The organism is Ferrovibrio sp. (assembly GCF_019636075.1).
In the GTDB taxonomy this organism is placed as follows: domain Bacteria; phylum Pseudomonadota; class Alphaproteobacteria; order Ferrovibrionales; family Ferrovibrionaceae; genus Ferrovibrio.
In genome coordinates this window covers 65,887-91,749 of the sequence record NZ_JAHBYG010000005.1, presented here as the reverse complement: position 1 = coordinate 91,749, position 25,863 = coordinate 65,887, and the positions used below count along the sequence as shown (strand labels likewise).

The window sequence follows — 25,863 nt, the reverse complement described above, 5'->3', positions numbered from 1 at the left end:
TGGCCTGCTTTTACAGCACCACGTCGGCATAGACCGGCACGTAGGAACCCTTGTCGAGGTCCAGCACCAGGTCCAGGAAGGCGGGGCGCATATTTTCCACCAGCCACTTACGGATGCGGCGGTGCTCTTCCTTGTCGCGCCATTCTGCCAGCAGATAGAAATGATCGGGATCGTTTTCATCCTGGCAGAGGATGCCGTCCTTTACCTGGCCGGCCGAATGATGCATCGGATTATCTTCGGCCTGGTCGAATTCGGTGAAGCGCTTGATGAACTCGGCCGAGCTGCCCGGCTTCACCCGAAAATCATAGATATGGATGAAGTTGCCTTTTTCGGCCAAGGGAGGATTGCCCATCTGTCGCGTCCTTTCTTTGCGAAGCGGTGGCTAAGGATTAATCTTCGTCATGCCGGTTGCGATGCGACACATGCCAGGGCATGGCGCGACGCTCGATCATGTCGACGATTTGGAACATCAAGGTGCCCAGGATGGAGAGCACCAGGATCGCGGCGAATACACGGGGCGTATTGTATTGCCCTTGCGATTGCAGGATGACAAAGCCAAGGCCCCAATTCGAGCCGACGAATTCACCGACAATGGTGCCCACCAGGCTGAGCGAGATGGCAACCTTCATGCCGGCAAAAATGCTTGGCAGGGCGTTGGGGAAACGAATTTTCCAAAACATCTGCAAGGCCGTGCCGCGATAGGTGCGGGCCAGATCCAGCATGCCAGGATCCACAGAGCGCAGCCCCACCACGCTGTCCACCACCATCGGAAAAATGGAAACCAGAACGGCGATTAGCACTTTCGATTCGATATCGGTGCCGATCCACAGCACGAAAAGCGGAGCAATGGCCACTTTCGGTATCGCATTGGTGGCCACCAGCGTGGTGAACAGCGTGCGATCCAGCAGGCGGGAGTAAACGATACCCACCGAGAGAATCAGGCCCAGCACCACAGAGATGGCGAAGGCGATGAGAGTGGCCGAAACCGAATAGGCGGTATGTGCCGCCAGCCATTGCGGATCGTTGATCAGTTCCTTGAACACCTGGCTTGGTGCGGGAAAAATATAGGGCCGTACGCCGGTGACCGAACACAGCCATTCCCAAGCCGTAAGCACAAGGATGGAAAACACCAGAAAGAAGCGCAGGCGAGAGCTTTGCTTCCACCAGCGCAGGAAGCTGCCGTCTTCGCGTGAGGTTTCGGGTTGCTGAGCGGGTGTTTGCGTGGTCATCCGATGAAGGTCCCCAGGCGTTCGAAGATCGCGCGAACATGCGCCGAATAGCGAATGAAGTCAGGGCTTTCGCGCATGGCAAGCGTGCGCGGGCGCGGCAAATCGATCTCCACGATCTCCTCGATACGGCCCGGATCGCGTGCCATTACCGCAACGCGGCTCGAAAGCAGGATGGCTTCATTGATGCTATGCGTGATGAACAGAATGGTCTTGTTGGTTTGTGTCCAGATGCGCTGCAATTCGATATTCAAGTTATCGCGCGTGATGGCATCCAGCGCACCGAAGGGTTCATCCATCAGCAACAGAGAAGGATCATCCAGCAAGGCGCGGCAGATCGCTGCACGCTGGCGCATGCCGCCCGACAATTCCCACGGATAGCGGTCGGCCGAACGGCGCAGGCCGAAGGTTTCCAGCAATTTCAGCGCCGGCTCGATATACTCCTGCTTCGGCAACCGACGGAATTCCAGCGGCAACAACACGTTTTCCAGCACAGTGCGCCAGTCGAGCAGCATGTCGCGTTGGAACACGATGCCCATATTTTCCGGCGGGCCGTCTATATCCTTGCCATGCACCTGCACGCCGCCGCCAGAAATTTTTTCCAGGCCGGCCAGGCAGCGCAGCAAAGTGGATTTGCCGCAACCCGATGGGCCAAGCAAGCTGAGGAATTCACCTTCGCGGATATCGAGATTGATATTGTCCAGGGCGTGAATATCGCCACGCTTGGAATTATAGGTCTTGTAAACGCCGCGCAATTTCACATGCACCGGCTGTTCGGCTGCCATGATTGTTCCCGACGCGCCGCTCATGCTGGTTTCCGCACGCATTGTGTTATTCCCGCTTTCATTCAAAACCCATGCGTTCAAGATAGTCGTTGATCACGTGGTGGATAGTGGCTTCCACGCCGGCCATCGGGCCGGGCAGGTAGTTGCGCGAAGACATCGCCTTCTGCAGCGACACCATCATGCCGCGGTCTTCTTCCAGAACCGTGATCTGGAAATCGGCATAAACCTTGGCGCGTTCGGCGAAGTCCGGTAGCGAAAAGTGCTCGCTGGGATAAATGTGGTAGCAATACAGCTTGCAGGTATCCACCGAGGTGGGCCAGATCACCAGATAGCGGATGCCATCGATGCGCGCGAACATGTGGGTATTGGGCGGCATGCGGAAGGTGCAGCCAAGATCGTCGCCGCGATCCGATATCCAGGGCATGCGGCCAAACAGGCTGATGCCATCCGGAGTGGCTGGCGCGGATTTGTAGTAGTAACTCACCACGCCGCCTGGATCGAGTTTGATGTTTTCCTTGCTGGCGTTGAATTTGGCGCCGAAGGTGCCTGCGTGCAGCACTTTCACATGATAGATGTCCAGCAGATTCTCTACGGCGAATTTCCAGTTGCAATTCAGCTCTACCGGAATTTTCACTGCCATGCGGCAGCGATCATGGCCGAGATAATCCCATTGTTCACGATAGGGCTTGATGAAATCCTCGAAAGGCTGCGGATCCTTCGAGAAGTTCACGAAGATGTTGCCGCCCCAATTGCCCAGATGAATCGGCGGCAATTGGCAGTTCGGGCGATCGAAGGTGCTGTTATCCACCATCAGCGGGGCGCCTAGCAGCTTGCCATCCAGCTTGTAGGTCCAGCCATGGTAGGGGCATTTGAAAAAATCGGCCTTGCCGCTGCCTTCTGCTACTTCCACGCCGCGATGCGCGCAAACATTGGCAAAGGCGCGCAGTACGCCTTCCTTGTCGCGCGACAGCAGTAGCGGTTCGTCGAAAATCCGCAGCGTCATGTAGTCGCCGGGTTTTTCAACTTCTTCTTCGCGGGCTACGAACAGCCATTCGCGCATGAAGATGCGGTCTTTTTCCTGCTTGTAGATTTCCGGATCCGAATAGATTTTAGGCAATGCATGCCTGGCCTGCGACAATTCGCGGCGCGTTTCGGTAAAGTCCTTACTCAATTGGGGCATGTCGTTCATGGCTGTCTTCCGGGTTGGAATTTATCTCTGGCTAGGTTCCGTCACTATGCTCTTCGATTGCCTGTAAAAAAATCTTGCAGCTTTCATGCCGCCTTGGTTTTTTGCGCAGCGATGGTATCGGCATCCACGATGTTGCCCTGATCCACGATCAAGGCGCCATCCAGCCATACCGATTGCATGGTCATCACTGCGTCGGGGTGATTTTCGCCGCCGCCAGGCACCCACCAGGGTAAGCCCATACCCACGGCATCGCAGCCCGATACGCGCATGTCGTCGACAAAACAGCGGCCGGTAAAGCGCGCATGGGGATGCAGGCCTTGGGTGAAGTGGATGATATAGCCATACTGGCCACCACCGGCGCGGATCAGCGCGCGTTCCAGAATTGCCCGTTCGGCGCCGCCGCCGCTCACGCGCTGAATGCGGCCATCCACCTCAATGGTGATCGGCTCTTTCAGCGGCGTGTAATATTCGTGGAATACGGTTTCCACCACGATGCGGCCCTTTACGCTTTCCAACTCGGGGTTCAGCGAGCAGGAACCGGGAATGGTGTACATGCCGGGTTTTTCGGCGCGGCGTGGGCGGGTGGAATGCGGCTTGTCCAATGTGAAGCTTACATCGGTACCCAGCGCACTGGTGATACGCACGGCCTTGCCCACGGCGGCGGCGAGTTTGCGATCCAGCGCATCCTGCAATGGGAAATATTCATCCATGCTGCTGCCGAACAGGCGCAGCAGCGCATCGGCATTCATGTCGCTGGCCAGCATGTAGCGCGTGCGATTCTGCTTCATGCAGGCGGCATGCAAATCCGATCCGGCGATGTATGGGAAGGTTACATCCACCCATAGATCGGCCATGTTCACGGCCGCGCCCAAAGCGGGCTGCAGATAAGGATCGGCCAGTTTGCCCTGATACGGCAATTGCGGAATGATGATCACCAGAGGGCGCCCGCCGGCGGCAATGGCGGCAGCGTTCAGCGCTTCGATCACGGCCTGGTCGCCGGCGGTGTCGCCGGTGATCACAAGTTGTTCGCTGCCTTTGTAATTCAGGTAATCGACCAGGAAGGCCTGGGCTGCGCTGAACAATTCGGGCCGAAGCCGATCATTTGCCATAGCCGATACCCTCCGGATTGGTTGAGTCCCTGGCAATCTTACTGCTGCCGCGCTTTATCGGCGGGGTATTATCGAATTGCAGCAGGCTTTCCATCTGCTCGGCCACATGCAGCAGCATGGCTTCGTGCCATTTTCCCGCCACCAGTTGCAGGCCGAGCGGCAAGCCTTGTGGGCTCAGCCCCATCGGCATGGTCAGGGCCGGCTGTTCGGTGAGGTTGAAGATGTAGCCAAACGGGCTCCAGGCACGCGGATTATGCTTGGTGGCCGGATGATCCGGTACAAAACTTTCAGCGGCAAAGGCCGACACGGCAACCATCGGCGTCAACAGGATATCATGCGGCCCAAGCATATCCTGCAAGGCCTTGGCCAAGGTCTCGCGGCCACGGGCGGCGGCCAGCAGTTGCACAGCGGTGATCGAGGCGCCGGCTGCACGCGCATCGCGTACATTGCCGCTCAGTTTGGCAATGCCGGCTTCGTCCAGGTCCGCGAAGATCGAGGCGTAATTGGCGCGCGTATAGGTTTGAAACAAGCCGATCGGATCGCGCAAATCCGGCTCCACTTCGCGCACAGAGGCGCCGCGCGCACGCAGCAGCGCAATGGCGCGATCGAAGGCTGTGGTTACCTCTTCATCCAGGAAAGCGGCATAGCCCAGGCTGCGCGATGCCACAAAGCGCACCTGGCTGATATCCAATGGCAGGCTTTGATTGGGCGCGGGGCAGGTTGGGTCGGGCGCGCCGTAGGATGGGTCGGCCAGAACAGCATAAAGCCGCGCGCAATCGGCCACACTGCGGGCCATCGGGCCGGGACAGCCCATGGTGCGCAATACGCTGGCTGGATCGGTGGGGATGCGGCCGCCGGTGGGTTTAAGGCCCACTACGCCATTGAAAGCGGACGGAATGCGGATCGAGCCACCGGTATCGCTGGCGAGTGCTGCCGAACACAAACCGGCCGCGACCGAAACCGCTGCGCCGCCCGACGAACCGCCGGCCGTATGCTGCGGGTTCCAGGCATTGCGGGTGATGCCAGTGAGCGGGCTGATGGTGACGGGTGCGCCGCCATATTCCGCTGTGGTGGTGAGGCCGACGATAACCGCACCGGCATTGAGCAGGCGCTCCACGGCAGGGGCGCAGGATTGCACCGGTTCAGCCGAGGTGGTGAGCGAGCCGCGCCGCGCGGGCAAGCCAGGCACATCGAACATGTCCTTCACCGAGATCGGCACACCGTCGATATCGCTCAGCGGGCGATTTTGCCGCCAGCGCGCGGCGGATTCGGCCGCTGCCACGCGGGCGCGTTCCGCATCAACGCAAACAAAGCTGTTCAACTCGCCATCAATGGCGGCGATGCGCTCGAGAAAGAATTCCAACACCACTTCGGGCGATGAAATCCCGGCGGCATAGCCCGCAACGATATCGCCGATCAACGGCAGATTTTCAGCAGCATTGCCTGCTGTTATCGTGCGATTGGGTTTTGCCGCCGCGTGATTCATCCGGCCATGTTCCTCTCGCCGGAGGCGGCATCTATCGGCCGGATTTCGGTTTGCACCGTGAATTGATAATTCTCGCCATGGAACAGCACGATACCGTGCAGGGCGGGTTCGCCGGAGGCGAGGAAATACGTGTGTTGGCTGGAAAGCAGCGGCGCACCGCGCGGCACATCCAGCAGCCTGGCATATTCGGCATTGGCGCGCACGCTGGAAATCGTCAGCGAAAAGCGCGTGGGCGCTTCCTTGGCAAAATCGCGGATCAGCGAAACGATCGCCTTTTCATTCAATGCGGCATCGGAAATAAGCCGGGCGCGTTCGGCGGCCACATAGCGTTCTTCATAGCCGAAAACCTTGCCTTCCAGCAGGCGAAGGCGACGAATGCGTTCAACTTTCGCACCAGGCTGCAACCGCAACGCCTGCGCCACCGTATCCGGCGCTTCGATATCCATGCGGTCCAGCAATTCAAATGCCACGGCGCGCTGCGCTACGCGCATTTCGTCTTCAAAGGCGTGGCTGAGATCGTGGTTGATGCGTTGCGGCGCCACGAAGGTGCCTTTGCCGCGACCGCGCAGGATAAGGCCTTCATTCAGCAATTGCGCCATCGCCTGGCGCACAGTGGGGCGGCTTACCTTGAAATAATCCGTGCATTCCGCCTCGGAAGGCAGCGGCGCCCCCACCAGCGAGGCATGCGAGCGCCGGATCACCGTGGCGAAGCGTTCGGCCAGCTGCGCATAGAGCGGAACATAGCTTTTCGCTTCCAGAGCGGGCATGTCCTGCATGTTCAGCAGCGTAGAGTGAGTCATCCGGGTGGCTTCGGTGTCGGTTTCGGGGGTGAAATCGGCTTGCTCTAGGGTCACGACGGTTTCAGATCTCTGCAAATTTGGGGCGGGCTGGTCCTGCTTGTTGCGGGAATTTTTTATTCCCGACGATTCTTGTTGTAATGTCCTTACATCCTGTCGTATGTATGTGTATACAGAAATTAGGGCTGTTGCAACGGAAATCATGCCTCGCCCCGTCGACAAATCGTTCAAGCGCCTGCCAGGCATTGTGCGGCACACGCCGGAATTGCCATGAAGCCACCACCCTTCGCTTATCACGCGCCAAGCAGCCTCAATGAAGCCTTGCAATTGCTGGGCCGGCTGGAGAATGCGCGTGTGCTGGCCGGCGGACAGTCGCTGATGCCGATGCTGAATATGCGCTTCGCCCAACCCGATCATGTGGTGGATATCAACGGCATCACTGATCTGGCCTATATCCGCCGCGAAGGAATGATGCTGGAGATCGGTGCGCTCACGCGTCAGCGCGATATCGAGTTTTCGCCGCTGATCGCTGAGGCCTGTCCATTGTTGCGCGAGGCGATATTGCAGGTGGGGCATCGCCAGACCCGCAATCGCGGCACTTTGGGCGGCTCGCTCTGCCATCTGGATCCGGCTGCTGAAATGGCCGCCGTGGCGGCAATCTATGGCGCAGAGTTGGTTATTGCCGGCCCGCAAGGCCAACGTACCGCCGCCTTTGCCGAATTCGCGCTGGATTACATGACAACCTGCCTGGCGCCAGAGGAGATGCTGGTGGCTGTGCGTTATCCGCTCTGGCCGGCGGAAAGCGGTTATTGCTTTATTGAATATGCCCGCCGCCATGGCGATTTTGCCATTGTTTCCGCAGGTGTTTTGCTGCGCGCCGATGCATCGGGCCGCATAAGCCAGGCTTCGTTGGCATTGGGTGGCGTAGGCGCCGTGCCGCTGAAGTTGGATGCGATCGCTGCCGAATTGATCGGCAAGGCGGGATCGCCGGCTGTGTTCGCAACGATGGCCGAGGCCTGCGGTGATATAGATGCCATGGAAGATGCGCTGATCACTGCCACATATCGCCGGCAATTGGCGAAAACTCTGCTGCGCCGTGCGCTGGAAACCGCCTATGCTCGCGCCACCGGTCAACCGCTGCCGCGCCATGCGCAGCACCGGGCTGCATGATGAAGCGCGGGCGACATGATGGGGTGGAGTTGAGGTGGATTGCATGAAAAAGGCCGCCACATGAGCGAAACCCGCAGCATCAGTCTCACGGTGAATGGCCGTGCTGTCGCGGCCGATGTGGAGGTGCGCCTCACGCTGGCCGATTTCCTGCGTCAGAATCTACGCCTCACCGGCACTCATCTGGGTTGCGAACACGGAGTATGCGGCGCCTGCACGATATTGCTGGATGGCCGTTCGGCGCGCTCCTGCCTGATGCTGGCGGTACAGGCGAATGGCCATGCAATCACCACGGTGGAAGGCCTGGCGCCGAATGCAGAGCAGATGCATCCGCTGCAAATCGCCTTCCAGGAACAGCATGCGCTGCAATGCGGCTTCTGTACTCCCGGCATGCTCACCACGCTGACCGAATTGTTGCGCGATAACCCAGATCCCAGCGCAGCTCAGGTGCGCGAGGCGATATCCGGCAATCTCTGCCGCTGCACAGGCTATAACAGCATCGTGGATGCCACCCTGCAGGCAGCGAAAAAGCTGCGCGAAGGGGTGCCGGGATGAGCGCAGCCGGCATGAATGCAGGCGGTTCTAAGGCTGGCAGCCTGATCGGCAAATCCATGCCGCGCCTAGAGGATAAGGCGTTGCTGCGCGGCACGGCGCGCTTCATCGATGATATCAATCTGCCCGGCATGCTGCATGTTGCCTTTCTGCGTAGCGGCTTTGCCCATGCCCGCATCGAACGCATAGATTGCGCGGCGGCGCGTGCCCTGCCGGGCGTGCATGCGGTGTTGACCCTGGACGATCTGAAGCCTCTGCTTACCACGCCGTATTTGGTGGTGGCGCTGCCCAGTCCGCATTTCAAACTGGATCTCCATCGTCCGGCATTGGCCGATGGCGAAGTGCGCCATGTCGGTGAGCCGATTGCCGCCGTGGTGGCCGACAGTCGTTATATCGCTGAAGATGCGCTGGCGTTGATCGAAGTGGATTACGATCCGCTGCCGGCCGTGGCCGATTGCCGCGCCGCCTTGCAGCCGGGCGCCGATCTGTCGCACGCCGATCAGCCACATAATCTGGTGGCCGAGTTGCGCACGGAGTTCGGCGATATCGAGCAAGCCTTTGCCAAAGCCGCCCATATCAGTCGCGCGGATTTATGGGTGCATCGCGGCGGCGGTCATTCGATGGAATGCCGTGGCGATGTGGCGATCTACGATGATGTGCAGGATCATCTCACGCTTTACAGCTCTACCCAGGCACCCCATGCCGCCATGCAGCAATTGGCAAAGATTCTGGGGCGCCCGGAAACCGGTTTGCGTGTGATAACGCCGGATGTGGGCGGCGGTTTCGGCCCTAAGCTGATTTTCTACCCCGAGGATGTGGTGGTGTCTTGCGCCGCATTGCTGCTGAAGCGGCCGGTGAAATGGGTGGAAGATCGCCGCGAGAATTTCATCGCCACCACGCAGGAGCGCGATCAATATTGGTCGATGGAAATCGCGGTGGATGACCAGGCCCGTATTCTCGGCCTGCGCGGCGAGATGCTGCATGATCATGGTGCCTATACCGCGCGCGGATTGAACGTGGCTTATGGTTCGGCCCATACGGTCGTGATGCCATACGAAGTTCCTGCCTATGACCTGAATATCAAGTTGGCGGTTACCAACAAAGTGCCGGTTACGCCGGTACGCGGCGCTGGCCAGCCGCAGGGCGCCTTTGCCATGGAACGGCTACTCGATGTAGTGGCGCAGGAAATGGGCCTGGATCGCGCTGAAGTGCGACGGCGCAATTTGGTGCGAGCCGAGGATATGCCGCGTTCCAAGCCCATCGTCACGCGCGGCGGCATTGATGTGGTGCTGGATAGCGGCGATCTGCCTGCCGCTCAGGCCGATGTGTTGCGTGCAGCGGATTGGGATGGCTTCAAGGCGCGCCAGCGCGCAGCTCTGGCGGAGGGACGCTATATCGGCCTGGGCCTGGCCAATTTCGTGGAAGCCACTGGGCGCGGACCGTTCGAACCAGCCACTGTGCGGGTGGATATCACTGGCCGTATCAGTGTGATGACCGGCGCTGCCGCCATGGGCCAGAGCACGAAATCCATGCTGGCCCAGCTTGTGGCAGATCAGCTTGGCGTAAGCATGCAGCAGATCGAGGCGATCACCGGAGACACCGCACGTATCGCGCTTGGCATCGGCGGTTTCAATAGCCGTCAGACCGTGATGGCCGGCTCATCGGCACATCTGGCGGCCAAGGCGATCCGCGAGAAGATGATCAAGATCGTTGGCCACCGTTTCAATGCGGTGGAAGAGGAATTGGCCGTTGCCGATGGCCGCGTTTTCGTTGCCAATGATCCGGAACGCGGCATGAGCTTTGGTGAAATCGCCCAGGCCGTAGCCGGTCTGCCGGGTTATGTGCTGCCGCCTGGGGTGAGCGCCGGGCTTGAGGCGACGGAATATTTCACGCAGGACGCCATGGCCTATACCAATGGCGCGGCAGTTGCCGAAGTGGAAGTGGATGTCGAAACCGGCGATGTGCGCGTACATCGACTGATCCTGTCGCATGATTGCGGCCAACAGATCAATCCCATGATCGTTGATGGCCAACTCATGGGCGGCATAGCCCATGGCCTGGGCAATGCCCTGTTCGAGCGCATGGGATTCGATGATCAGGCTCAGCCGGTCACCACCAATTACGGCGAGTATCTATTGGTGGGGGCGGGCGAGATGCCTGAAGTCAGCTTGCTGCATCGTAGTTCGCCCACCCCCCTCAATCCGCTCGGCCTGAAAGGCGTGGGCGAGGCGGGTGTGATCCCAACTCCGGCCGCCATTGCATCGGCTATTGAGGATGCGCTATCACCGTTCGGTGTTCGCATCTGTCAAGCGCCGATTGCGCCGCAGGAAATCCTGTCGCTGATCGAGGCTGCGCGGCAAAACGCAGATGCGAATCCTGCTCCGTTGGCTGCCGGTATGCGCTGATGAAGGTTGCGCCCTTCCATTATCATGCGCCGGCTTCCAAGCAGGAGGCGCTCGATCTACTGGCGCACTACGAACCCGAGGATGCGCGTATCCTGGCAGGTGGGCAAAGCCTGATTCCCATGATGGCCTTCCGCTTGGCGCGACCCGGGCATCTGATCGATATCAACCGCATTCCCGGTCTGCATGGCATAGATTTGCGTGGCGATGCCATCTATATCGGCGCCATTGCGCGCCATGCGGCTTTTGAAAAGCCGATCGAACCTGGCCCCACCGGGCGATTGCTGGCCGATGTTGCCGCTGCCATCGGTCATGCGCCGATCCGCAGCCGGGGCACATTCTGCGGCAGCCTGGCCAATGCCGATCCGGCATCCGAGTGGTGCATGACGGCCACGGCACTTGGCGCGCGGATGCGGATAGAAAAATCCGGTGCGTTGCGCGAGCTTGAAGCTTCGGAATTTTTTTTCGGTATCATGACCACGGCGCTGGAAGCCGATGAAATGCTTACCGGCCTCACCCTGCCGCGCCTGCCTGCCGACGCCCGCCATGGTTTTTATGAAACCAGCCGGCGTGCCGGGGATTTTGCGTTGGGCGCTGCGCTGGCGATCTATCGTTTGCAGGATGGCCGCATGCAGGATGCCCGCATCGTGCTGGCCGGCGCCGAGCCGCATCCGCGCCGCCTGGCCGATGCGGAAGCCTGCCTGAATGGCGAAGTGCCCAGCGATGCGGCTTTTCGCGCGGCAGCCGAGGCAGCGGCCAATGCCATCGACCCGCTTACCGATGGGCAGGTGGATGCCGGCCTGCGCTGCGATATCGCGCGTGCGGTCTGCCACCGCGCCTTACTGCGGAGCCTGGCATGAAGCAGCCCTATCATTTGCAGGTGAATGGCCGCGATTGCGCGGTGGAAGCGGAACCGCGCAAGATACTGGCCGATGTGCTGCGCGAAGATTGCGGCCTTACCGGCACGCATATCGGCTGCGAACATGGAGTGTGCGGCGCCTGTACGATCCTGCTGGATGGCAAGCCCGTGCGCTCTTGCCTGGTCTTCGGCATTCAGGCCCAGGGGGCGGATATCCGCACCGTGGAGGGCCTGGCCGATGGCGATGAACTGCATCCCTTGCAGCAGGCCTTCATGGAACATCATGCCCTGCAATGCGGTTTTTGCACACCGGGGTTTCTGATGCTGGGGGCGGCGCTGTGGGAGTCTGGTGCGAAGCCCACGGAAGCAGAATTGCAGGCTTTGCTGTCGTCCAACCTCTGCCGCTGCACCGGCTATGGCAATATCCAGAAGGCGATTGCTTCGGCGCTTGATGCGCGCGATCAGGCACCGAAGCGAAGCGGGGAGGGCGCGCCATGAATGCCGTGCTCGGCAGGCGCGTCACCCGGTTGGAGGATCGTCCGCTGCTGACCGGATGCGGGCGGTTTGCCGGCGACATGGTATTCGAGGGCCAGCTTTACATGCGGATTGCGCGTGCAACTTGCGCTCATGGCCGTATCGCTGCGATGCATCTGGATGCGGCCAAGGCGTTGCCTGGCGTGGTAGCGATCTGGGCCGGTGATGATATTGCCGATTTGCCGCCGATCGATTTCCGCGATCCGGCGGCAACCGCGCTGGCGCCCTATCGCCAGACCATACTGGCGCGCGAACGCGTACGTTATATCGGCGAGCCGGTGGTGGCGATTTTCGCCACCGATGCCTATATCGCGGAAGATGCTGCCGAGTTGATCGAGATCGAGTATGACGAATACCCGGTTACGCTGGACGCCAGTGGTCCGCTAGGCGAATTCGCGCCGGGCCTGCAAACCGAACCCATCATGCTGGAGCAGGGCTATGGCGATATCGCCGCGGCCTTTGCCCGGGCCCATGCGGTGATCGAGCTCACTCTCAAGATCGGGCGGCATTCCGGCGTGCCGCTGGAAACCCGTGGCGCCATCGGTCGCTATGATGCCGCCAATGATATTCTGGAATTGCATGGCGCTGCCAAGGTGCCGCATCGCAATCAGGAAGCCATGGCGCGGTTTTTCGGCCGAGATCATGCTCATCTGCATCTGCATGAAGGCCATGTCGGCGGCGGTTTCGGTATACGCGGCGAATTGTATCCGGAGGATTTTCTGGTTTGCTTGGCTGCCCTGCGCCTGGGCCGGCCGGTGAAATGGATCGAGGATCGTCGTGAACATCTGATGGCCGCCAATCATTCGCGCGAGCAGGAACATCATATCCGCGCCGCGATCGACAAGGATGGCGTGGTGCTGGGCCTGGAAGACGAGTTCTTCCACGATCAAGGCGCCTATATCCGCACCCATGGTGCGCGCGTGGTCGACCTCACCATCGGCATGTTACCGGGGCCTTACCGTATCCCTGCCTATCGCGCCAAAGGCCATATGCGGCTGACCAACAAGACGCCGGCCGCTACCTATCGTTCGCCGGGCCGCTACGAGGGCAGCTTCGTTCGCGAGCGGCTGATGGATGCGGTGGCAGGCCGATTGGGGCTGGATCCCATCATAGTGCGGCAGCGCAATCTGGTGCCAAAGGATGCCATGCCCTATGCCCGCGGCCTCGGTGCGCTGGGCACCGATGTGGTGCTGGATTCAGGCGATTATGCCGGTTTGTTGGACAAGGCGCTGAAGCGATTCGATTGGCGGGGCCGGCAAGCTGCCATACAGGCGCGCCGTGCCAAGGGCGAATATGTAGGGCTTGGCATCTGCATGTTCGTGGAAAAAAGCGGTCTTGGCCCCAAGGATGGCGCGCGGATCGGCGTGCTGCCCGATGGCGGAATCGAAATCGTTACCGGCTCTGCTTCGCTGGGCCAGGGTGTGGAAACCGCGCTGGCGCAGATTGCCGCCGATACTCTGGGGGTGGATTATCGCAGCATCCGCGTGATCCATGGCCAGACCGATCGCATTCCCTATGGCATCGGCGCGCATGCTTCGCGCGCCACGGTGCTTACCGGCAATGCCACCCATCAGGCGGCGATTTTGCTGCGCGAAACCATCATGAAGGCAGCGGCCGACCTGCTGCAGCTGCCGGTTGCCAGCCTGCTGATCCGGGATAGTATCGTGTCGGCGCGTGAGGGTGGCCATGGGCCTTCGATATCATTGCGCGATCTGGCAGTGCAGATGCCCGATGCTTTGCATAGTGAAGGCTGGTTCCATACCGACCACATGACCTATCCCTATGGCGTGCACCTGGCCCAGGTTTGCCTGGATGCCGAAACCTGCCTCACCAAGGTGGAAAGCTATCTGGTGGCCTATGATGTGGGTCGTGCGGTCAATCCGGCCATGGTGGAAGGCCAGATTGCCGGCGGTTTCGCACAGGGTCTGGGCGGCGCGTTGTATGAGGAATTCCGTTACGACGAGCGCGGCGAACCATTGTCGGTCACCTTCGCGGATTATTTGATTCCCACCCTGCATGAAGTGCCGGCGCTGGATATCCTGGTCACCGAAGATGCGCCCAGTCCGCTCAATCCGCTTGGTATCAAGGGCGCAGGCGAGGGCGGTTGCACTGGCGTGGGCGCGGCAATCGCCTCTGCCGTTGCCGATGCCCTGCAAAAGCCCGAAGCCGTGAAAACTCTGCCGATCACTCCGCAACGTCTGCGCAATATGTTGCGCGGCCCAGCCTGAACAAGAAGCCATGACCAACACGCTGCTTACCCTGCTCAGCACCGAACGCCTGCAAACCCATGCAAGGGATGGCTTTTGGGGCGCCGATACGATTTATGCCCTGGCTTCGCAACATGCGGCTAAGGCGCCCGCGCATCCGGCTTTGCGCGACCGTTTCCGCCGGGTGAATTACCGCGAGCTGTTGGCTGCTGCGGATCGCTTGGCTGCCGATCTGGCGCGTAAGGGCGTGCGGCGCGGGCAGCGCGTGGCAGTGTGGCTGCCTAGCCGGATCGAAACCGCCGTGGCGCTGCTGGCATGTTCGCGTAATGGCTATCTCTGCTGCCCGTCGCTGCATCGGGATCACACTACTGGCGAAATCCTCGATCTGATGGAACGCACCCGCGCGCGCGCCTTGATCGCCCAGCCGGGCTATGGTGCCGATGCCGAACGAAACGATATTTTCGCTTCCTCCAAGTTGGAATCGCTTTGCGCGGTTTATGCCCTGCCGGCCTTGAACGAAACCATGGCGGATCAATTGCCCTTTGGCGATCTGCCAGTTGCCGATAGCGATGCGCCGCCGGCAACCAACGATCCGAACCGGCCTATGTATCTGGCTTTCACTTCGGGTACGTCTGGCCAGCCCAAGGGCGTGTTGCATAGCGACAACACCTTGCTGGCCTCGGTGCGCGCCGTGGCAAAGGATTGGAGCCTGGATGCCGAGACGGTGATCTACACGCTCAGCCCGCTCAGCCATAATCTCGGCATGGGTGCGCTGATCGCGGCTTTGGCTATCGGCGGCGAGTTGGTTGTGCATGATCTGCCGCGCGGTCAAAGCTTGCTGGATCGCATCGTGGGTACCGGCACCAGCTATCTGATCGGCGTGCCCACCCATGCCATCGACCTGTTGAGTGAAATGCGCGAACGCGGCTTCGCGGCCTTGGGCCGGGTGAAGGGTTTCCGCATCTCCGGTGCCGCCGCGCCGCGCGAAGTGGTGGCCGAGTTGCTGCGGCTGGGCGTTGTGCCGCAGAGCGGCTATGGCATGACGGAAACCTGCTCGCATCAATATACGCTGCCCAGCGATGACCCCAAATTGATCGTGGAAAGCTGCGGCCATGCCTGCGGTGGCTACGAAGTGCGCATTTTCCGGCAGGATAATCCCGATCTCGAAGCCCCGGTGGGCGAGATCGGACAGATTGCCGGCCGTGGCGCCAGTTTGATGCTGGGCTATTTCAACGACCAGACCGCCACCGAAGATTCCTTCAATAAGGATGGTTGGTTTCTCACCGGCGATCTCGGTTGGATCGACGAGAATGGCTATCTGCGCATCACCGGCCGCAAGAAAGACGTGATCATCCGTGGCGGCCATAATATCTATCCGGCCAAGATCGAGGATTTGGCCATGCGGCACCCAGCGCTGGAACGCGTGGCGGCTATTGCCGTGCCCGATGCCCGGTTGGGCGAAAAGGTTTGCCTGGTTGTTGCCGCACGCAAGGGCAAGAGCGTGAGCGCGCCGGAAATCCTGGCGCATCTCGACGCGGTTGGGTTGTCGCGTTTCGACATGCCGGAATATTTTGCCGCTGTGCCGGAGATACCGCTCACCAGCAGCGGCAAGATATTGAAGCGCGAACTTGTGGTCTGGCTTTCCGATGGGCGTTTGCAGCCCGAGCCGGTTCGCTGGCAAAAGCAGGGGGCGTAATATGCGCGCAGTTCTGGTTCGTGATTTCGGTCCGCTGGATGCGGCTAAGGTTGAGATCGTGCCCGATCCTGCGCCCGGCCCGGGCGAAGTGGTTGTGCAAGTGAAAGCCGCGCCGGTGAATTTCGTCGATACCGTGGTGATCGCCGGCAAATATCAGTTCAAACCGCCACTGCCCTTCATTCCCGGTAAGGGCCCTGCCGGCATAATTGCTGCTTTGGGCGCAGGCGTAACCGATTTGAAGATCGGCGACCGTGTTCTGGCCATGGCGGAAACCGGCGGCTATGCGGAACGCGTGGCGGTTTCGGCCGGGCAATGCTATCGGCTGCCTGATGCGATGGATTTCAACGCTGCCGCAACGGTCAGCCTGGCCTTCGATACGGCATGGTTCGGTTTGCGTGAGCGCGGCCGGGTGCAGCCGGGCGAAACCGTGCTGGTACTTGGCGCAACGGGCGCCGTAGGCCTGGCTGGTGTACAGCTAGCCAAGGCGTTGGGCGCGCGTGTGCTGGCTGCGGTTTCGGCGGCGGCCAAGGGCGATGTGGCTTTGGCATTGGGTGCCGATGCGCTGATCGATCTGTCGCAGCCGGATCTGCGCGAAAGCCTGCGCCAGCAGGTTTATGCCGCCAATAACGGCAAGGGCGCCGATGTGGTGCTGGATATGCTGGGCGGCGATATGTTCGATGCCGCCTTGCGGGCGATGGCTTGGCGCGGGCGGCTGGTGGTGATCGGCTTCGCTGCCGGGCGCATCCCCGAGGTGAAGGCGAATTATCTGTTGGTGAAGAATATCGAAGTCAGCGGTCTGCAAATCAGCGATTACCGCAAACGGATGCCTGATCTGGTGCGGCAATGCTTCACGGAAGTCTTCGGGTTTTTCGAAGCGGGCAAGATCAAGGCCGGTCCGGTGGATACTTTTCCGCTTGATCGCTATGGCGAAGCTCTGCAAGGCTTGGTGCAGCGCAGCCTTAAGGGGCGCGCCGTATTGATCCCTTAAGGAGGCCCCATGTCGCCTGTCGCTCCGCTTGCTGAAGCCGCTGGTCTGGCCAAAACTCTGGCGGAATTCCCCGATGAAGTGGAGGCTGCCATCAAGTTGGCTGCGCAGCAGCGCGCCGCGATGGCCAAGGCGCGTATACTCACGCCGGAAGAAGAAGCCTGGCCGCCGATGCAGGTGCTGCATGACTGATCCGGTTTGGCTTTCGGCAACCGATCTGGGCGATGCCTATCGCAAAGGCGCATTGTCGCCTGTCGCGGTGACTCAAGCCCTGCTGGCCCGGATCGAAAAGCATGAACCCAGCCTCAATGCCTTCATTCGCCGCGAGATGGATACGGCCTTGCTGGATGCACGGCAATCCGAGGTCCGCTGGCGCCAGGGTAAACCGCTCAGTGCCATTGATGGCGTGCCTTATGGATTGAAGGATGTGATCGATGCGGCGGGCCAACCCACAACCTGCCATTCCAAGCTGCGCCTGCATCATATCGCGGTCCATGATGCGCATGTCACGGCATTGATGCGCCAGGCCGGTGCGGTGCTGATGGGCAAGCTGGCTACCCATGAATTCGCCCTGGGCGGGCCGAGTTTCGATCTGCCGTTTCCGCCGGCGCGCAATCCCTGGAACCGCGATCATCATCCGGGCGGGTCGTCTTCCGGCGCGGGCGTGGCGGTGGCTGCCGGCATGCTGCCCTTCGCGCTGGGCACCGATACGGCGGGTTCGATCCGTAATCCTGCCGGTGCCTGCGGCATTGTCGGCCTGAAGCCGACCTACGACCTGGTGCCGCGCGATGGCGTGTTTCCACTGGCTCCCTCTCTGGATCATGTCGGCCCGCTTTGCCGTTCGGTGGCCGATGCCGCATTGTTGCTGGAAATGCTGGCGCAAAAGCCTGCGGCCTATACGGCTCATCTTGATAAGGGATTAGCCGGCCTGCGCATCGGTGTGGTGCGCAATTTTCTGGCGCTCTGCGAATCGCAGGTGGCCGCCGCGCTGGAAAAGGCGATCGTCGCCTTGCGCGATGCCGGCGCGGATATCTGCGATGTAGAATTGCCCGATCTGGGTTTTCTGCAAACCGTCAATCGCGTCATCCTGCAGGCCGAGGGCTGGTCGATCCATGCCCAGGATCTGCGCAATCGGGCTGGGGATTTTGCGGTATCCACCCGCAAGCGGTTGTTGCCGGGCGCTTTCCTGGCGGCGGAAGACCTGCTGTGCGCTCAACGCCTGCGCCGCAGGGTGATTACCGGCGTGCAGGAGTTATTCGCAGGCGTGGATATTCTGCTGGTGCCGAATTCCTTCGATTCGATCTGCCGTATCGATGACGAAGCCGCCTTGCAGCATAGCTATGCCCGCCAGGCCCGCGCGCCGTTCAATCTCACCGGCCATCCGGCGATTGCGCTGCCCATCGGCTTTTGCAGCAAGGGCTTACCGATTTCGTTGCAGCTTGCCGGCCGGTATCATGATGAGGCAAGCTTGCTGCGTGCGGCCTATGGATTGGAACGCGTGCTACCCAGGCAGACCAAGCTGCCACCGCTGGATTGAGGGAAGAACCATGGCAAAACTCACCCTGAGCCTGGCTTGCGGCGGATATGATCGCACCCGTGCCTTGTTCGATGGCCGGGTGCAGGTGGAAGGCTGCGAGATCGTGCCGCTGGCGATGTCGCCGGAAGAGGCCTTTCATCGCGCTTTTCGCCATGAGGAATTCGATATCACCGAGCTTTCGCTTTCCAGCCAGATGGTGGCGGTGGATCAAGGCAAGAATGCTTATATCGGCATCCCGGTTTTTCCATCGCGCCTGTTCCGGCATTCCTCGATCTATCTGCGGCCCGATAGCGGCATTGCAAAGCCTGCCGATCTGGCCGGCCGCATTGTCGGCTTGCCGGATTACCAGATGACCGCGGCGCTCTGGGTGCGCGGCATCTTGCAGCATGAATATGGTGTGGCGCCGTCGGCCATCCGTTGGCGCGCCGGCGGCCTTGAAGATGTCGGCCGCGTGCCCATGGTGGCGCTGGATCTGCCGGCGGGCGTGGAACTGCGCGCGTTGGATGCTGCGGATACGCTTGCTGCGGCGCTGGCGGAAGGCCGCATCGATGCATTGATTTCGGCGCGCTCGCCCAGCAGCATGGCGCGCGAGCCGCGCATCAAGCGGCTGTTTCCGGATTATCGCGCCGTGGAAGCGGCGTATTTCTCCAAGACTGGGATTTTCCCGATCATGCATCTGGTGGGGATTCGTCGCCGGTTGCTGGATCAGCATCCCTGGTTGGCCGTGGCTGTGCTGAAGGCCTTTCAGCAAGCGAAAGAGCTTTGCTATGCCGCCATGGAAAATGTTGGCAGCCTCTACACAACATTGCCCTGGCCGGTGGACGAACTGGAAAAGACTCGGGCGCTGATGGGCCGCGATTTTTGGCGCTATGGCGCGGCCGAAAATGCCACCGAGATTTCCGCCATCACCCAATATGCTTTCGAGCAAGGTCTCACGCGGCGCAAACTGGAAGCCGCCGATCTGTTTGCTGCCGCCACACTGTCGCTCGCCAAGGTGTGATTGCGATTGCTTGAGCGAAAGGCTTCCTGGGCGTTCAGACCAGATTAAAGGCAGCCCGCTCATTTCTCCGCCAGCTATCCGCGCCGCGCCGAAGAATTGCCGAAGAATCAGGGCAATTTTTCGCAGGGACATGCATAGGAATTCATCCGTGGCAGAACCATCATGCGAGGGCATGAAAAGGCATGCTACTTCGCCGCGCATGGCATCACACCTGTATGGTGCGGGAGCGGAAATCCGACAGTAGGCAGCGTAAGAATAATGTCGCATTTTACTGTATACACAGGAATACTTGCTGTGGAATAATGCTGTTGCCGAGGGCGATGCCGGTTTTCATGTCACGGATTGCCGATCGGTTTTGGCTTCGATTTTGCAAGGCCTTTCCTGCCCTGGGAGATGCCCTGCGTGTCGAATTTCAGAGGCTCGTCATTCAGAGGTATTGCCAGTGTCGTCTTCCGCAGATAAGCCCGTAGTCATCGTTGGTGCCGGGAATGCCGCTTTCTGCGCGGCTTTAGCAGCGCGCGAAAAAGGCGCTGAAGTTTTGATCCTGGAGCGCGCACCGGAAGAGGAAAGCGGCGGCAATTCGCGTTTTACGGCTGGTGCGATCCGCTGTGTGTATAACGGCGTGGATGACCTGCGGGCGATTATGCCCGATCTCACCGATGAGGAAGTGGCGCGCACTGATTTCGGCACCTATACGCGTGAGCAATTCTTCGACGACATGTTCCGCGTCACGCAATTCCGCACCGATCCTGCTTTGTGCGAGCGTCTGGTTGGCGATTCGCTCGATACCATGCGCTGGATGCGTGGCAAGGGCCTGCGTTTTGCGCCGATCTATGGCCGGCAGGCTTTCAAGATCGATGGCAAGTTCAAATTCTGGGGTGGCCTCACCGTGGAATTTTGGGGCGGCGGTCCCGGCTTGATCGAACAGCATACGGCGATTGCCAAGAAGCAGGGCATCCGCATCGAATACGGCACCCGTGTCACTGCGCTGATCTACGATGGCCATGCGGTTACCGGCGTGCGCGTGAAGCGCGGCGCCGAGACGTATGATATTGCCGCAAAGTCGGTGGTGCTGTGCTCGGGCGGCTTCGAATCCAACACCGAATGGCGCACGCGCTATCTCGGCCCAGGCTGGGAGCTGGCCCGCGTGCGCGGCACCCGCTTCAACACCGGCGATGGCATCCGGATGGCGCTGGATATCGGCGCCTCGCCGGCTGGCAACTGGTCCGGCTGCCATGCAGTGGGTTGGGATTTCAATGCGCCGGAATTCGGCGATCTTACGGTCGGCGATAATTTCCAGAAGCATTCCTATCCCTTCGGCATCATGGTGAATGCCACCGGCCGCCGCTTCGTGGATGAAGGTGCGGATTTCCGCAACTACACCTATGCCAAATATGGCCGCGTGATTCTCAATCAGCCGGGCCAAATGGCCTGGCAGATTTTCGACAAGAAGGTGACCCATCTGCTGCGCGATGAATATCGCATCAAGCGGGTTACCAAGGTGAGTGCCAACAGCATCGAAGAACTGGCCACCAAGCTCGAAGGCGTTGATCCCAAGGCTTTCGTGGATGAGATCAAGGCCTACAATGCTGCCGTGAAGCGCGATGTGCCGTTCAATCCGAATGTGAAGGATGCGCGCGGCACCGAAGGTCTGGCGGTGAACAAGACCAATTGGGCGAACACCATCGAGGATGGTCCCTTCGAAGCTTATCAAGTCGGTTGCGGCATCACCTTCACCTTCGGCGGATTGCGCATCAATCCCGAAAGCGGCCAGGTGCTGGATACCGATCATATTGAAATTCCCGGCCTCTATGCGGCCGGTGAACTCGTGGGTGGAATCTTCTACTTCAACTATCCGGGCGGAACCGGCCTGATGTCGGGTTCGGTGTTCGGCCGGCTTGCAGGAGACCATGCCGCATGACAGTTCAAGCCATCCCCCAAAATGCTGCGCCTAACCACGAATTGCCAGATCTGATCTGGCCGGAAAAGTCAGGCGATATCCCGGATTGGATCTATACCGATCCGCGCGTTTACGAGCTGGAGCAGAAGCGCATTTTCCAGGGCGCGACCTGGAATTATGTCGGGCTTGAGGTTGAAATCCCCAAGCGCGGCGATTTCATCCGCTCCTATGTCGGTTCGGTGCCGGTGATCGTGGTGCGCGACCTGCGCGAGCAGGTGCGCGTATTCGAGAATCGCTGCGCGCATCGCGGTGCGGAATTCTGCAAGAGCTATCGCGGCAATTCGCGCAGCTTCGTCTGCCCGTATCATCACTGGACCTACGATCTTACCGGCAAGCTGGCCGGGGTGCCGTTCCGCAACGGCGTAGATGGCAAGGGCGGGTATCCGGAGGACTTCAATCTCTCCGACCATAATCTGCGCAGCCTGAATGTCACGGTGCTGGGCGGTGCGATCTTCGCGTCTTTCAGTCAGGATATGCCTTCGCTGGAAGATTATCTCGGCCCGGAATTGTACGGCGAATTCACCACGATCTTCTCCGGTCGCAAGCTGAAGATGCTGGGGATCCATCGGAATGTGCTGCAGGGCAATTGGAAGCTCTATCAGGAAAACCTGAAAGATCCCTACCACGCCACATTGCTGCATACCTATCTCACCACTTTCGGCCTGTTCGTTGCCGGCAATAAGACCGGCATCGTGGCTGACAAGGATGGCCGCCATTCGGCATTGCTGAATGCCAAGCCGGAAGGCCGGCCGGATAACGACGCCAGCAAGGCGGAAATCCGCTCTTTCAAGGCGGCGATGCAGCTGGCCGATCCCAGCATCCTTGAATTCAACAAGGAATTCGATTCGCCCTGGACCAGCAGCGCGATCACGATCTGGCCGAACCTGATTCTGATCCGCCAGCTCAATATCCTCTCGCTGCGCATGATCGTGCCCCAAGGGCCGAACGAGTTCATGCTGGTCTGGACCGCCTTCGGTTATGAAGACGACAGTCCGGAGCTGGAGCAGCATCGGCTGCGCCAGAACAACATCTTCGGGCCTGGCGGTTTCCTGGGCATCGACGATAACGAGGCGTTGCGCTTCGTGCAGGATGGCATCAAGCGTTCGCTGCCCCGCCATGGCGTTGCCTCGCTGGGCAAGGACGTGGAGCCGATGGATACCGTGATCACCGATCGCGCCATCCGTTCGATGTACAAGCATTACCGCGAAGTGATGGGGCTGTGATCATGCAAGCCGCTGCCCCAAATGTCGCCGATAAGGCCACGTTGCGCGAATTGCGCGCCGCCATTGAGGATTTTCACTGCGATTATGCCGCTGAGCTGGATCGTGGCGATATCGAGAAATGGCCGAATTTCTTCACCGATGATGCGTTATATCGCGTGATTGCACGGGATAACCACGAAGCCGGCATGCCGCTCTGCCTGATGCTTTGCCAGGGCATGGGCATGTTCAAGGATCGTGCCTATGCAATCAAACACACCGAGATGTATGCGCCGCGCTATGTGCAGCATCATGTCAGCTTAGTGCGGGTTACCGGTTTCGACGGCACGCATGCAACGGCCGAGGCCAATTACACCATCCTGGAAACGCTGGTGGATGAACCCACCAAGCTGCTGCAGGCCGGCCGTTATATGGACAAGTTCCGCCTGCAACCCGATGGCAGTCTGCTGTTGGCCGAACGCCACTGCATCTTCGATAGCGTGATCGTATCCAATTGCGTGGTTTTCCCGGTGTAAGGGCCGCGCGGTGCAACAGTCCTGGCAATAAAGGGCAAGAAAAAGAAAAACGAGTTCTCTAGGGACCAAGCGTCCAGAGTGAATTGAAAACGCAAACCGCTTAACAGGAGGACGAGTATGAAAAAATGGATTTCCCTGCCCCGGAAGTATCGGGGTCTGCTGTCCACGGCGTTGGCTGCCGCTGGATTGTTCGCAGCCGCGGCCGCGCCGGCCGCCGCTCAAGAGAAGCTCACGCTCCGCTTCGACTTCCTGCCCTATGGTTCGCATGGCCCGTTCTATCTGGCCAAGGAAAAGGGCTGGTTTGCCGAGAATGGCGTGGATGTAGCCATGGATGACGGCAATGGCGGCGCGGTCACCGTGCAGCTGGTCGATGGCGGCAAATACGATCTCGGTTATGTCAGCTATGCCTCCGCCATGGTGGCGCGCGACAAGGGCATGAAGATCAAGGGTATCGCCGGTGTGCTCCGCAAGAGCGACATGGGCGTGCTGGTGGATCGCAACAGCCCGATGACCACGCCCAAGGATTTCGAGGGCAAGGAAATCTATTTCTCGCCCACGTCGGTCGAAACCCTCTATATCGACATGTGGTTCAAGCTGAATGGCGTGGACAAGAGCAAGGTCCGCCTCAGCAGCCTGGATATCGGCGCCAAGGTTTCCACCTATCTGGGCGGCAAGGGCGATGGCATGTTCGTGCCGATCCCGATCTACACCATCGATGCGATTCCGCGTCTCTCCAAAGGCATTCTGTTTGCCGATTACAAGTTGCCGCTGCCCGGCTTCGGTGTGATCGCCAGCGAAGATGCCATCAAGGGCAAGAGCAAGGCGATTGCCGGCTTCACCAAGGCCCTGCAGAAGAGCTGGGCTGGCATCAAGGATCAGTCGCTGGTCGACGAAGCCGTGGCGGCCCTGATCAAGAATCGCCCGCAGGCCAATATCCGGCCCGAATACGTGAAGCAGCAGATGCTGGCCGTTATCCCCTACATGGATACGCCTGCCACTGCCGGCAAGCCGCTGTTCTGGCAGTCGCCTGACGATTGGGCCGCCGGCCTGAAGGTTTCCGAGGAAGCCGGTGTGATCAAAGCGGGCTCCAAGCCCGAAGATTACTTCACCAACCAGTTCGTGCCGAACTGAACAAGCTGGGCGCCGCGCCTGATGGGAGCGGCGCCCATTTTCTATCTACCGCCAGGAATTCCATTCGTCGTCTGGGGAGAGAAACATGATCGGTCCGCTCAGTTGGATTCTGATCTATGTGAAAGACCTGAATAAGGTCCGGCCATTCTATGAGGATGTATTGCAGCTGCCGCTGAAAAGCGTGCGGCCTAAGATCATCGTGTTCAAAACCGGCCGCTGTACGCTGCAATTGATGGATAGCACGCTGAATAACGGCCCCGATGCGATGGACGATGCCCGGGGGTGGCAGCGTAACAAAGTGCTGATCTCCTTCCGGGTGCAGGATATCAATGCTGCCGTGGCCGCTGTGGAAAGCCGCGGCGCGCCCTGCATTTCCGGCATCCGGCCCACCATGGGTGCGCCGGGCGAACCGCCCAATGGCTGGCTTGCGCAATTCATGGATCCCGAGGGTAACATCGTTGAAATTTGCCAATTGAAGGAGTGAAACATGATCGGTCCGCTTAGTTGGGTACTGATCTACGTGAAGGACGTGAACAAGGTGCGGCCGTTCTATGAAGACGTGCTGCGCCTGACGCTGAAAAGCGTGCGTCCGCAGATCGTGGTATTCGATACCGGCCATTGCCGGTTGGAATTGATGGGCAAACTGGATAACGGCCCCGATGTGATGGACGATGCCCGTGGCTGGCAGCGCAACAAGGTGCTGATTTCCTTCCATGTGGAGGATATCAAGGCCGAGGTGGCGGCTATCGAAAGCCGTGGCGGCCAATGCATTTCCGGCATCAAGCCCACGGTGGGCGCGCCGGGCGAGCCGCAAAAGGGCTGGATCGCGCAATTCATGGATCCGGAAGGCAACATCATCGAGCTCTGCGAAGAGCCGCTGGATTTTTAAATCCCGCGTCCGGCCCAGGCGGCATGATCAGCCGGGCTGTCCAGATCGAAGCCGAGGCGTGCATCGCGCAGGATATTCAGGCGCAGCCCGAGCCGCCCGGCTTCGATTTCATGCTTGGCAAAGCTGCCCTCGCCGAATTGAAACCGAAAATCCTGCGCCGCTCGCCCGGTTAAGCGCAACGCATTGGTGCCTTGCTCGGCCAGATCGGGCGCCAATGCCACATCGCCCGGCAATGCCAGCAGAGCCTGCACGGCATCGGCATCCGCATTCACCAGATCGATCGGCAGAATCAGCAGGGTCTGCGCATCGAAATCGCCGCGCTGCCGGTGCCATAGCCGCACGGCCTGGCTGAGTGCGGGATTAAGGCCTGCATTGCCGTCCTGCATGCAGGCAATGCCCAGGCCGGCTGCCAATATGGCGGCTTCGGTATCGGCGGAAACCAGGCGGATATCGCCGGCGCTTGTTACCTGCAAGGCCAGTTGCAACGTGCGCTGCAAGAAATCGCGGCAGAGCGCATGGCGCTGCTGCTCAGACAGAATGCCCGCCAATCTGCTTTTGCCTGAGCGTAGGGAGCGGCAGGGAATCAGGATCAGGGGCGCAGGGGCGCGAGCTGCCAT

The 25,863-nt window shown here is 60.1% G+C and carries 25 protein-coding genes; 17 read left to right on the top strand and 8 right to left on the bottom strand.

All coding sequences use genetic code 11. From position 1 onward, the window contains the following. Window positions 1–10: 10 nt before the first annotated feature. The 7 genes from KF827_RS03970 to KF827_RS03940 form a co-directional block, all read right to left on the bottom strand. On the bottom strand, window positions 11–352 hold the full coding sequence (locus KF827_RS03970) for an antibiotic biosynthesis monooxygenase family protein (RefSeq protein ID WP_291000490.1): 342 nt from the start codon (window positions 350–352) through the stop codon (window positions 11–13). Window positions 353–389: 37 nt separating this feature from the next. Beyond that, complete coding sequence (locus KF827_RS03965) at window positions 390–1,229, bottom strand: ABC transporter permease (protein ID WP_291000487.1); 840 nt, start codon at window positions 1,227–1,229, stop codon at window positions 390–392. Continuing rightward, window positions 1,226–2,053, bottom strand: coding sequence for an ABC transporter ATP-binding protein (locus tag KF827_RS03960; RefSeq protein WP_291000485.1), 828 nt, complete (start codon window positions 2,051–2,053; stop codon window positions 1,226–1,228). Before KF827_RS03960 ends, KF827_RS03965 begins: the two co-directional genes overlap by 4 nt. A gap of 16 nt (window positions 2,054–2,069) precedes the next feature. Beyond that, window positions 2,070–3,200, bottom strand: a complete 1,131-nt coding sequence (locus KF827_RS03955) for an aromatic ring-hydroxylating dioxygenase subunit alpha (RefSeq protein ID WP_291000482.1) — start codon at window positions 3,198–3,200, stop codon at window positions 2,070–2,072. An 83-nt stretch (window positions 3,201–3,283) separates the two neighbouring features. Beyond that, window positions 3,284–4,309 (bottom strand): hypothetical protein, encoded by a 1,026-nt coding sequence (locus KF827_RS03950; RefSeq protein WP_291000475.1) that lies wholly within the window; start codon window positions 4,307–4,309, stop codon window positions 3,284–3,286. Then, on the bottom strand, window positions 4,299–5,795 hold the full coding sequence (locus tag KF827_RS03945) for an amidase (protein ID WP_291000473.1): 1,497 nt from the start codon (window positions 5,793–5,795) through the stop codon (window positions 4,299–4,301). Before KF827_RS03945 ends, KF827_RS03950 begins: the two co-directional genes overlap by 11 nt. After that, entirely contained in the window at window positions 5,792–6,649 is an 858-nt protein-coding gene (locus KF827_RS03940) for a GntR family transcriptional regulator (protein ID WP_291000471.1), read from the bottom strand. Before KF827_RS03940 ends, KF827_RS03945 begins: the two co-directional genes overlap by 4 nt. Window positions 6,650–6,862: 213 nt before the next feature. Between KF827_RS03940 and KF827_RS03935 the strand changes: the two genes are divergently transcribed. From KF827_RS03935 to KF827_RS03855, 17 genes are all read left to right on the top strand, one after another. After that, window positions 6,863–7,762, top strand: a complete 900-nt coding sequence (locus KF827_RS03935; RefSeq protein ID WP_291000468.1) for a xanthine dehydrogenase family protein subunit M — start codon at window positions 6,863–6,865, stop codon at window positions 7,760–7,762. A gap of 60 nt (window positions 7,763–7,822) precedes the next feature. Then, the gene (locus KF827_RS03930) at window positions 7,823–8,314 is read left to right on the top strand and encodes a (2Fe-2S)-binding protein (RefSeq protein WP_291000463.1); all 492 of its coding nucleotides are present in this window, start codon (window positions 7,823–7,825) and stop codon (window positions 8,312–8,314) included. After that, on the top strand, window positions 8,311–10,716 hold the full coding sequence (locus tag KF827_RS03925; protein WP_291000459.1) for a xanthine dehydrogenase family protein molybdopterin-binding subunit: 2,406 nt from the start codon (window positions 8,311–8,313) through the stop codon (window positions 10,714–10,716). Before KF827_RS03930 ends, KF827_RS03925 begins: the two co-directional genes overlap by 4 nt. Continuing rightward, window positions 10,716–11,573 carry an FAD binding domain-containing protein gene (locus KF827_RS03920; RefSeq protein WP_291000456.1) on the top strand — a complete coding sequence of 286 codons (858 nt, stop codon included), beginning with the start codon at window positions 10,716–10,718 and terminating at the stop codon, window positions 11,571–11,573. The genes KF827_RS03925 and KF827_RS03920 overlap by 1 nt, the downstream gene beginning before the upstream one ends. Beyond that, window positions 11,570–12,070, top strand: coding sequence for a (2Fe-2S)-binding protein (locus KF827_RS03915; RefSeq protein ID WP_291000453.1), 501 nt, complete (start codon window positions 11,570–11,572; stop codon window positions 12,068–12,070). Before KF827_RS03920 ends, KF827_RS03915 begins: the two co-directional genes overlap by 4 nt. Beyond that, complete coding sequence (locus tag KF827_RS03910) at window positions 12,067–14,334, top strand: xanthine dehydrogenase family protein molybdopterin-binding subunit (protein ID WP_291000446.1); 2,268 nt, start codon at window positions 12,067–12,069, stop codon at window positions 14,332–14,334. The genes KF827_RS03915 and KF827_RS03910 overlap by 4 nt, the downstream gene beginning before the upstream one ends. Window positions 14,335–14,344: 10 nt before the next feature. Further along, window positions 14,345–16,009, top strand: a complete 1,665-nt coding sequence (locus tag KF827_RS03905; RefSeq protein WP_291000444.1) for a class I adenylate-forming enzyme family protein — start codon at window positions 14,345–14,347, stop codon at window positions 16,007–16,009. 1 nt (window position 16,010) lies between these two features. Next, a complete protein-coding gene (locus tag KF827_RS03900) occupies window positions 16,011–16,997 on the top strand; it encodes an NADPH:quinone oxidoreductase family protein (protein WP_291000441.1) in 987 nt (328 codons plus the stop codon). 9 nt (window positions 16,998–17,006) lie between these two features. After that, entirely contained in the window at window positions 17,007–17,186 is a 180-nt protein-coding gene (locus tag KF827_RS03895; RefSeq protein WP_291000438.1) for a hypothetical protein, read from the top strand. Next, the gene (locus KF827_RS03890; RefSeq protein WP_291000435.1) at window positions 17,179–18,531 is read left to right on the top strand and encodes an amidase; all 1,353 of its coding nucleotides are present in this window, start codon (window positions 17,179–17,181) and stop codon (window positions 18,529–18,531) included. The genes KF827_RS03895 and KF827_RS03890 overlap by 8 nt, the downstream gene beginning before the upstream one ends. A gap of 10 nt (window positions 18,532–18,541) precedes the next feature. After that, on the top strand, window positions 18,542–19,531 hold the full coding sequence (locus KF827_RS03885; protein WP_291000432.1) for an ABC transporter substrate-binding protein: 990 nt from the start codon (window positions 18,542–18,544) through the stop codon (window positions 19,529–19,531). Between the two features lie 442 nt (window positions 19,532–19,973). Further along, a complete protein-coding gene (gene tcuA, locus KF827_RS03880) occupies window positions 19,974–21,452 on the top strand; it encodes an FAD-dependent tricarballylate dehydrogenase TcuA (RefSeq protein ID WP_291000429.1) in 1,479 nt (492 codons plus the stop codon). Continuing rightward, window positions 21,449–22,714, top strand: a complete 1,266-nt coding sequence (locus KF827_RS03875; protein ID WP_291000426.1) for a Rieske 2Fe-2S domain-containing protein — start codon at window positions 21,449–21,451, stop codon at window positions 22,712–22,714. Before tcuA ends, KF827_RS03875 begins: the two co-directional genes overlap by 4 nt. 2 nt (window positions 22,715–22,716) lie before the next feature. After that, entirely contained in the window at window positions 22,717–23,226 is a 510-nt protein-coding gene (locus tag KF827_RS03870) for a nuclear transport factor 2 family protein (RefSeq protein ID WP_291000420.1), read from the top strand. Window positions 23,227–23,343: 117 nt separating this feature from the next. Continuing rightward, on the top strand, window positions 23,344–24,357 hold the full coding sequence (locus KF827_RS03865; protein ID WP_291000417.1) for an ABC transporter substrate-binding protein: 1,014 nt from the start codon (window positions 23,344–23,346) through the stop codon (window positions 24,355–24,357). A gap of 85 nt (window positions 24,358–24,442) precedes the next feature. Next, complete coding sequence (locus KF827_RS03860; RefSeq protein ID WP_291000414.1) at window positions 24,443–24,841, top strand: VOC family protein; 399 nt, start codon at window positions 24,443–24,445, stop codon at window positions 24,839–24,841. Between the two features lie 3 nt (window positions 24,842–24,844). Next, complete coding sequence (locus KF827_RS03855; protein ID WP_291000409.1) at window positions 24,845–25,246, top strand: VOC family protein; 402 nt, start codon at window positions 24,845–24,847, stop codon at window positions 25,244–25,246. On the opposite strand, the gene cofC is transcribed toward KF827_RS03855, so the two are convergent. Further along, a complete protein-coding gene (gene cofC, locus KF827_RS03850) occupies window positions 25,243–25,863 on the bottom strand; it encodes a 2-phospho-L-lactate guanylyltransferase (RefSeq protein WP_291000406.1) in 621 nt (206 codons plus the stop codon). The two genes, KF827_RS03855 and cofC, sit on opposite strands and share 4 nt — an antisense overlap.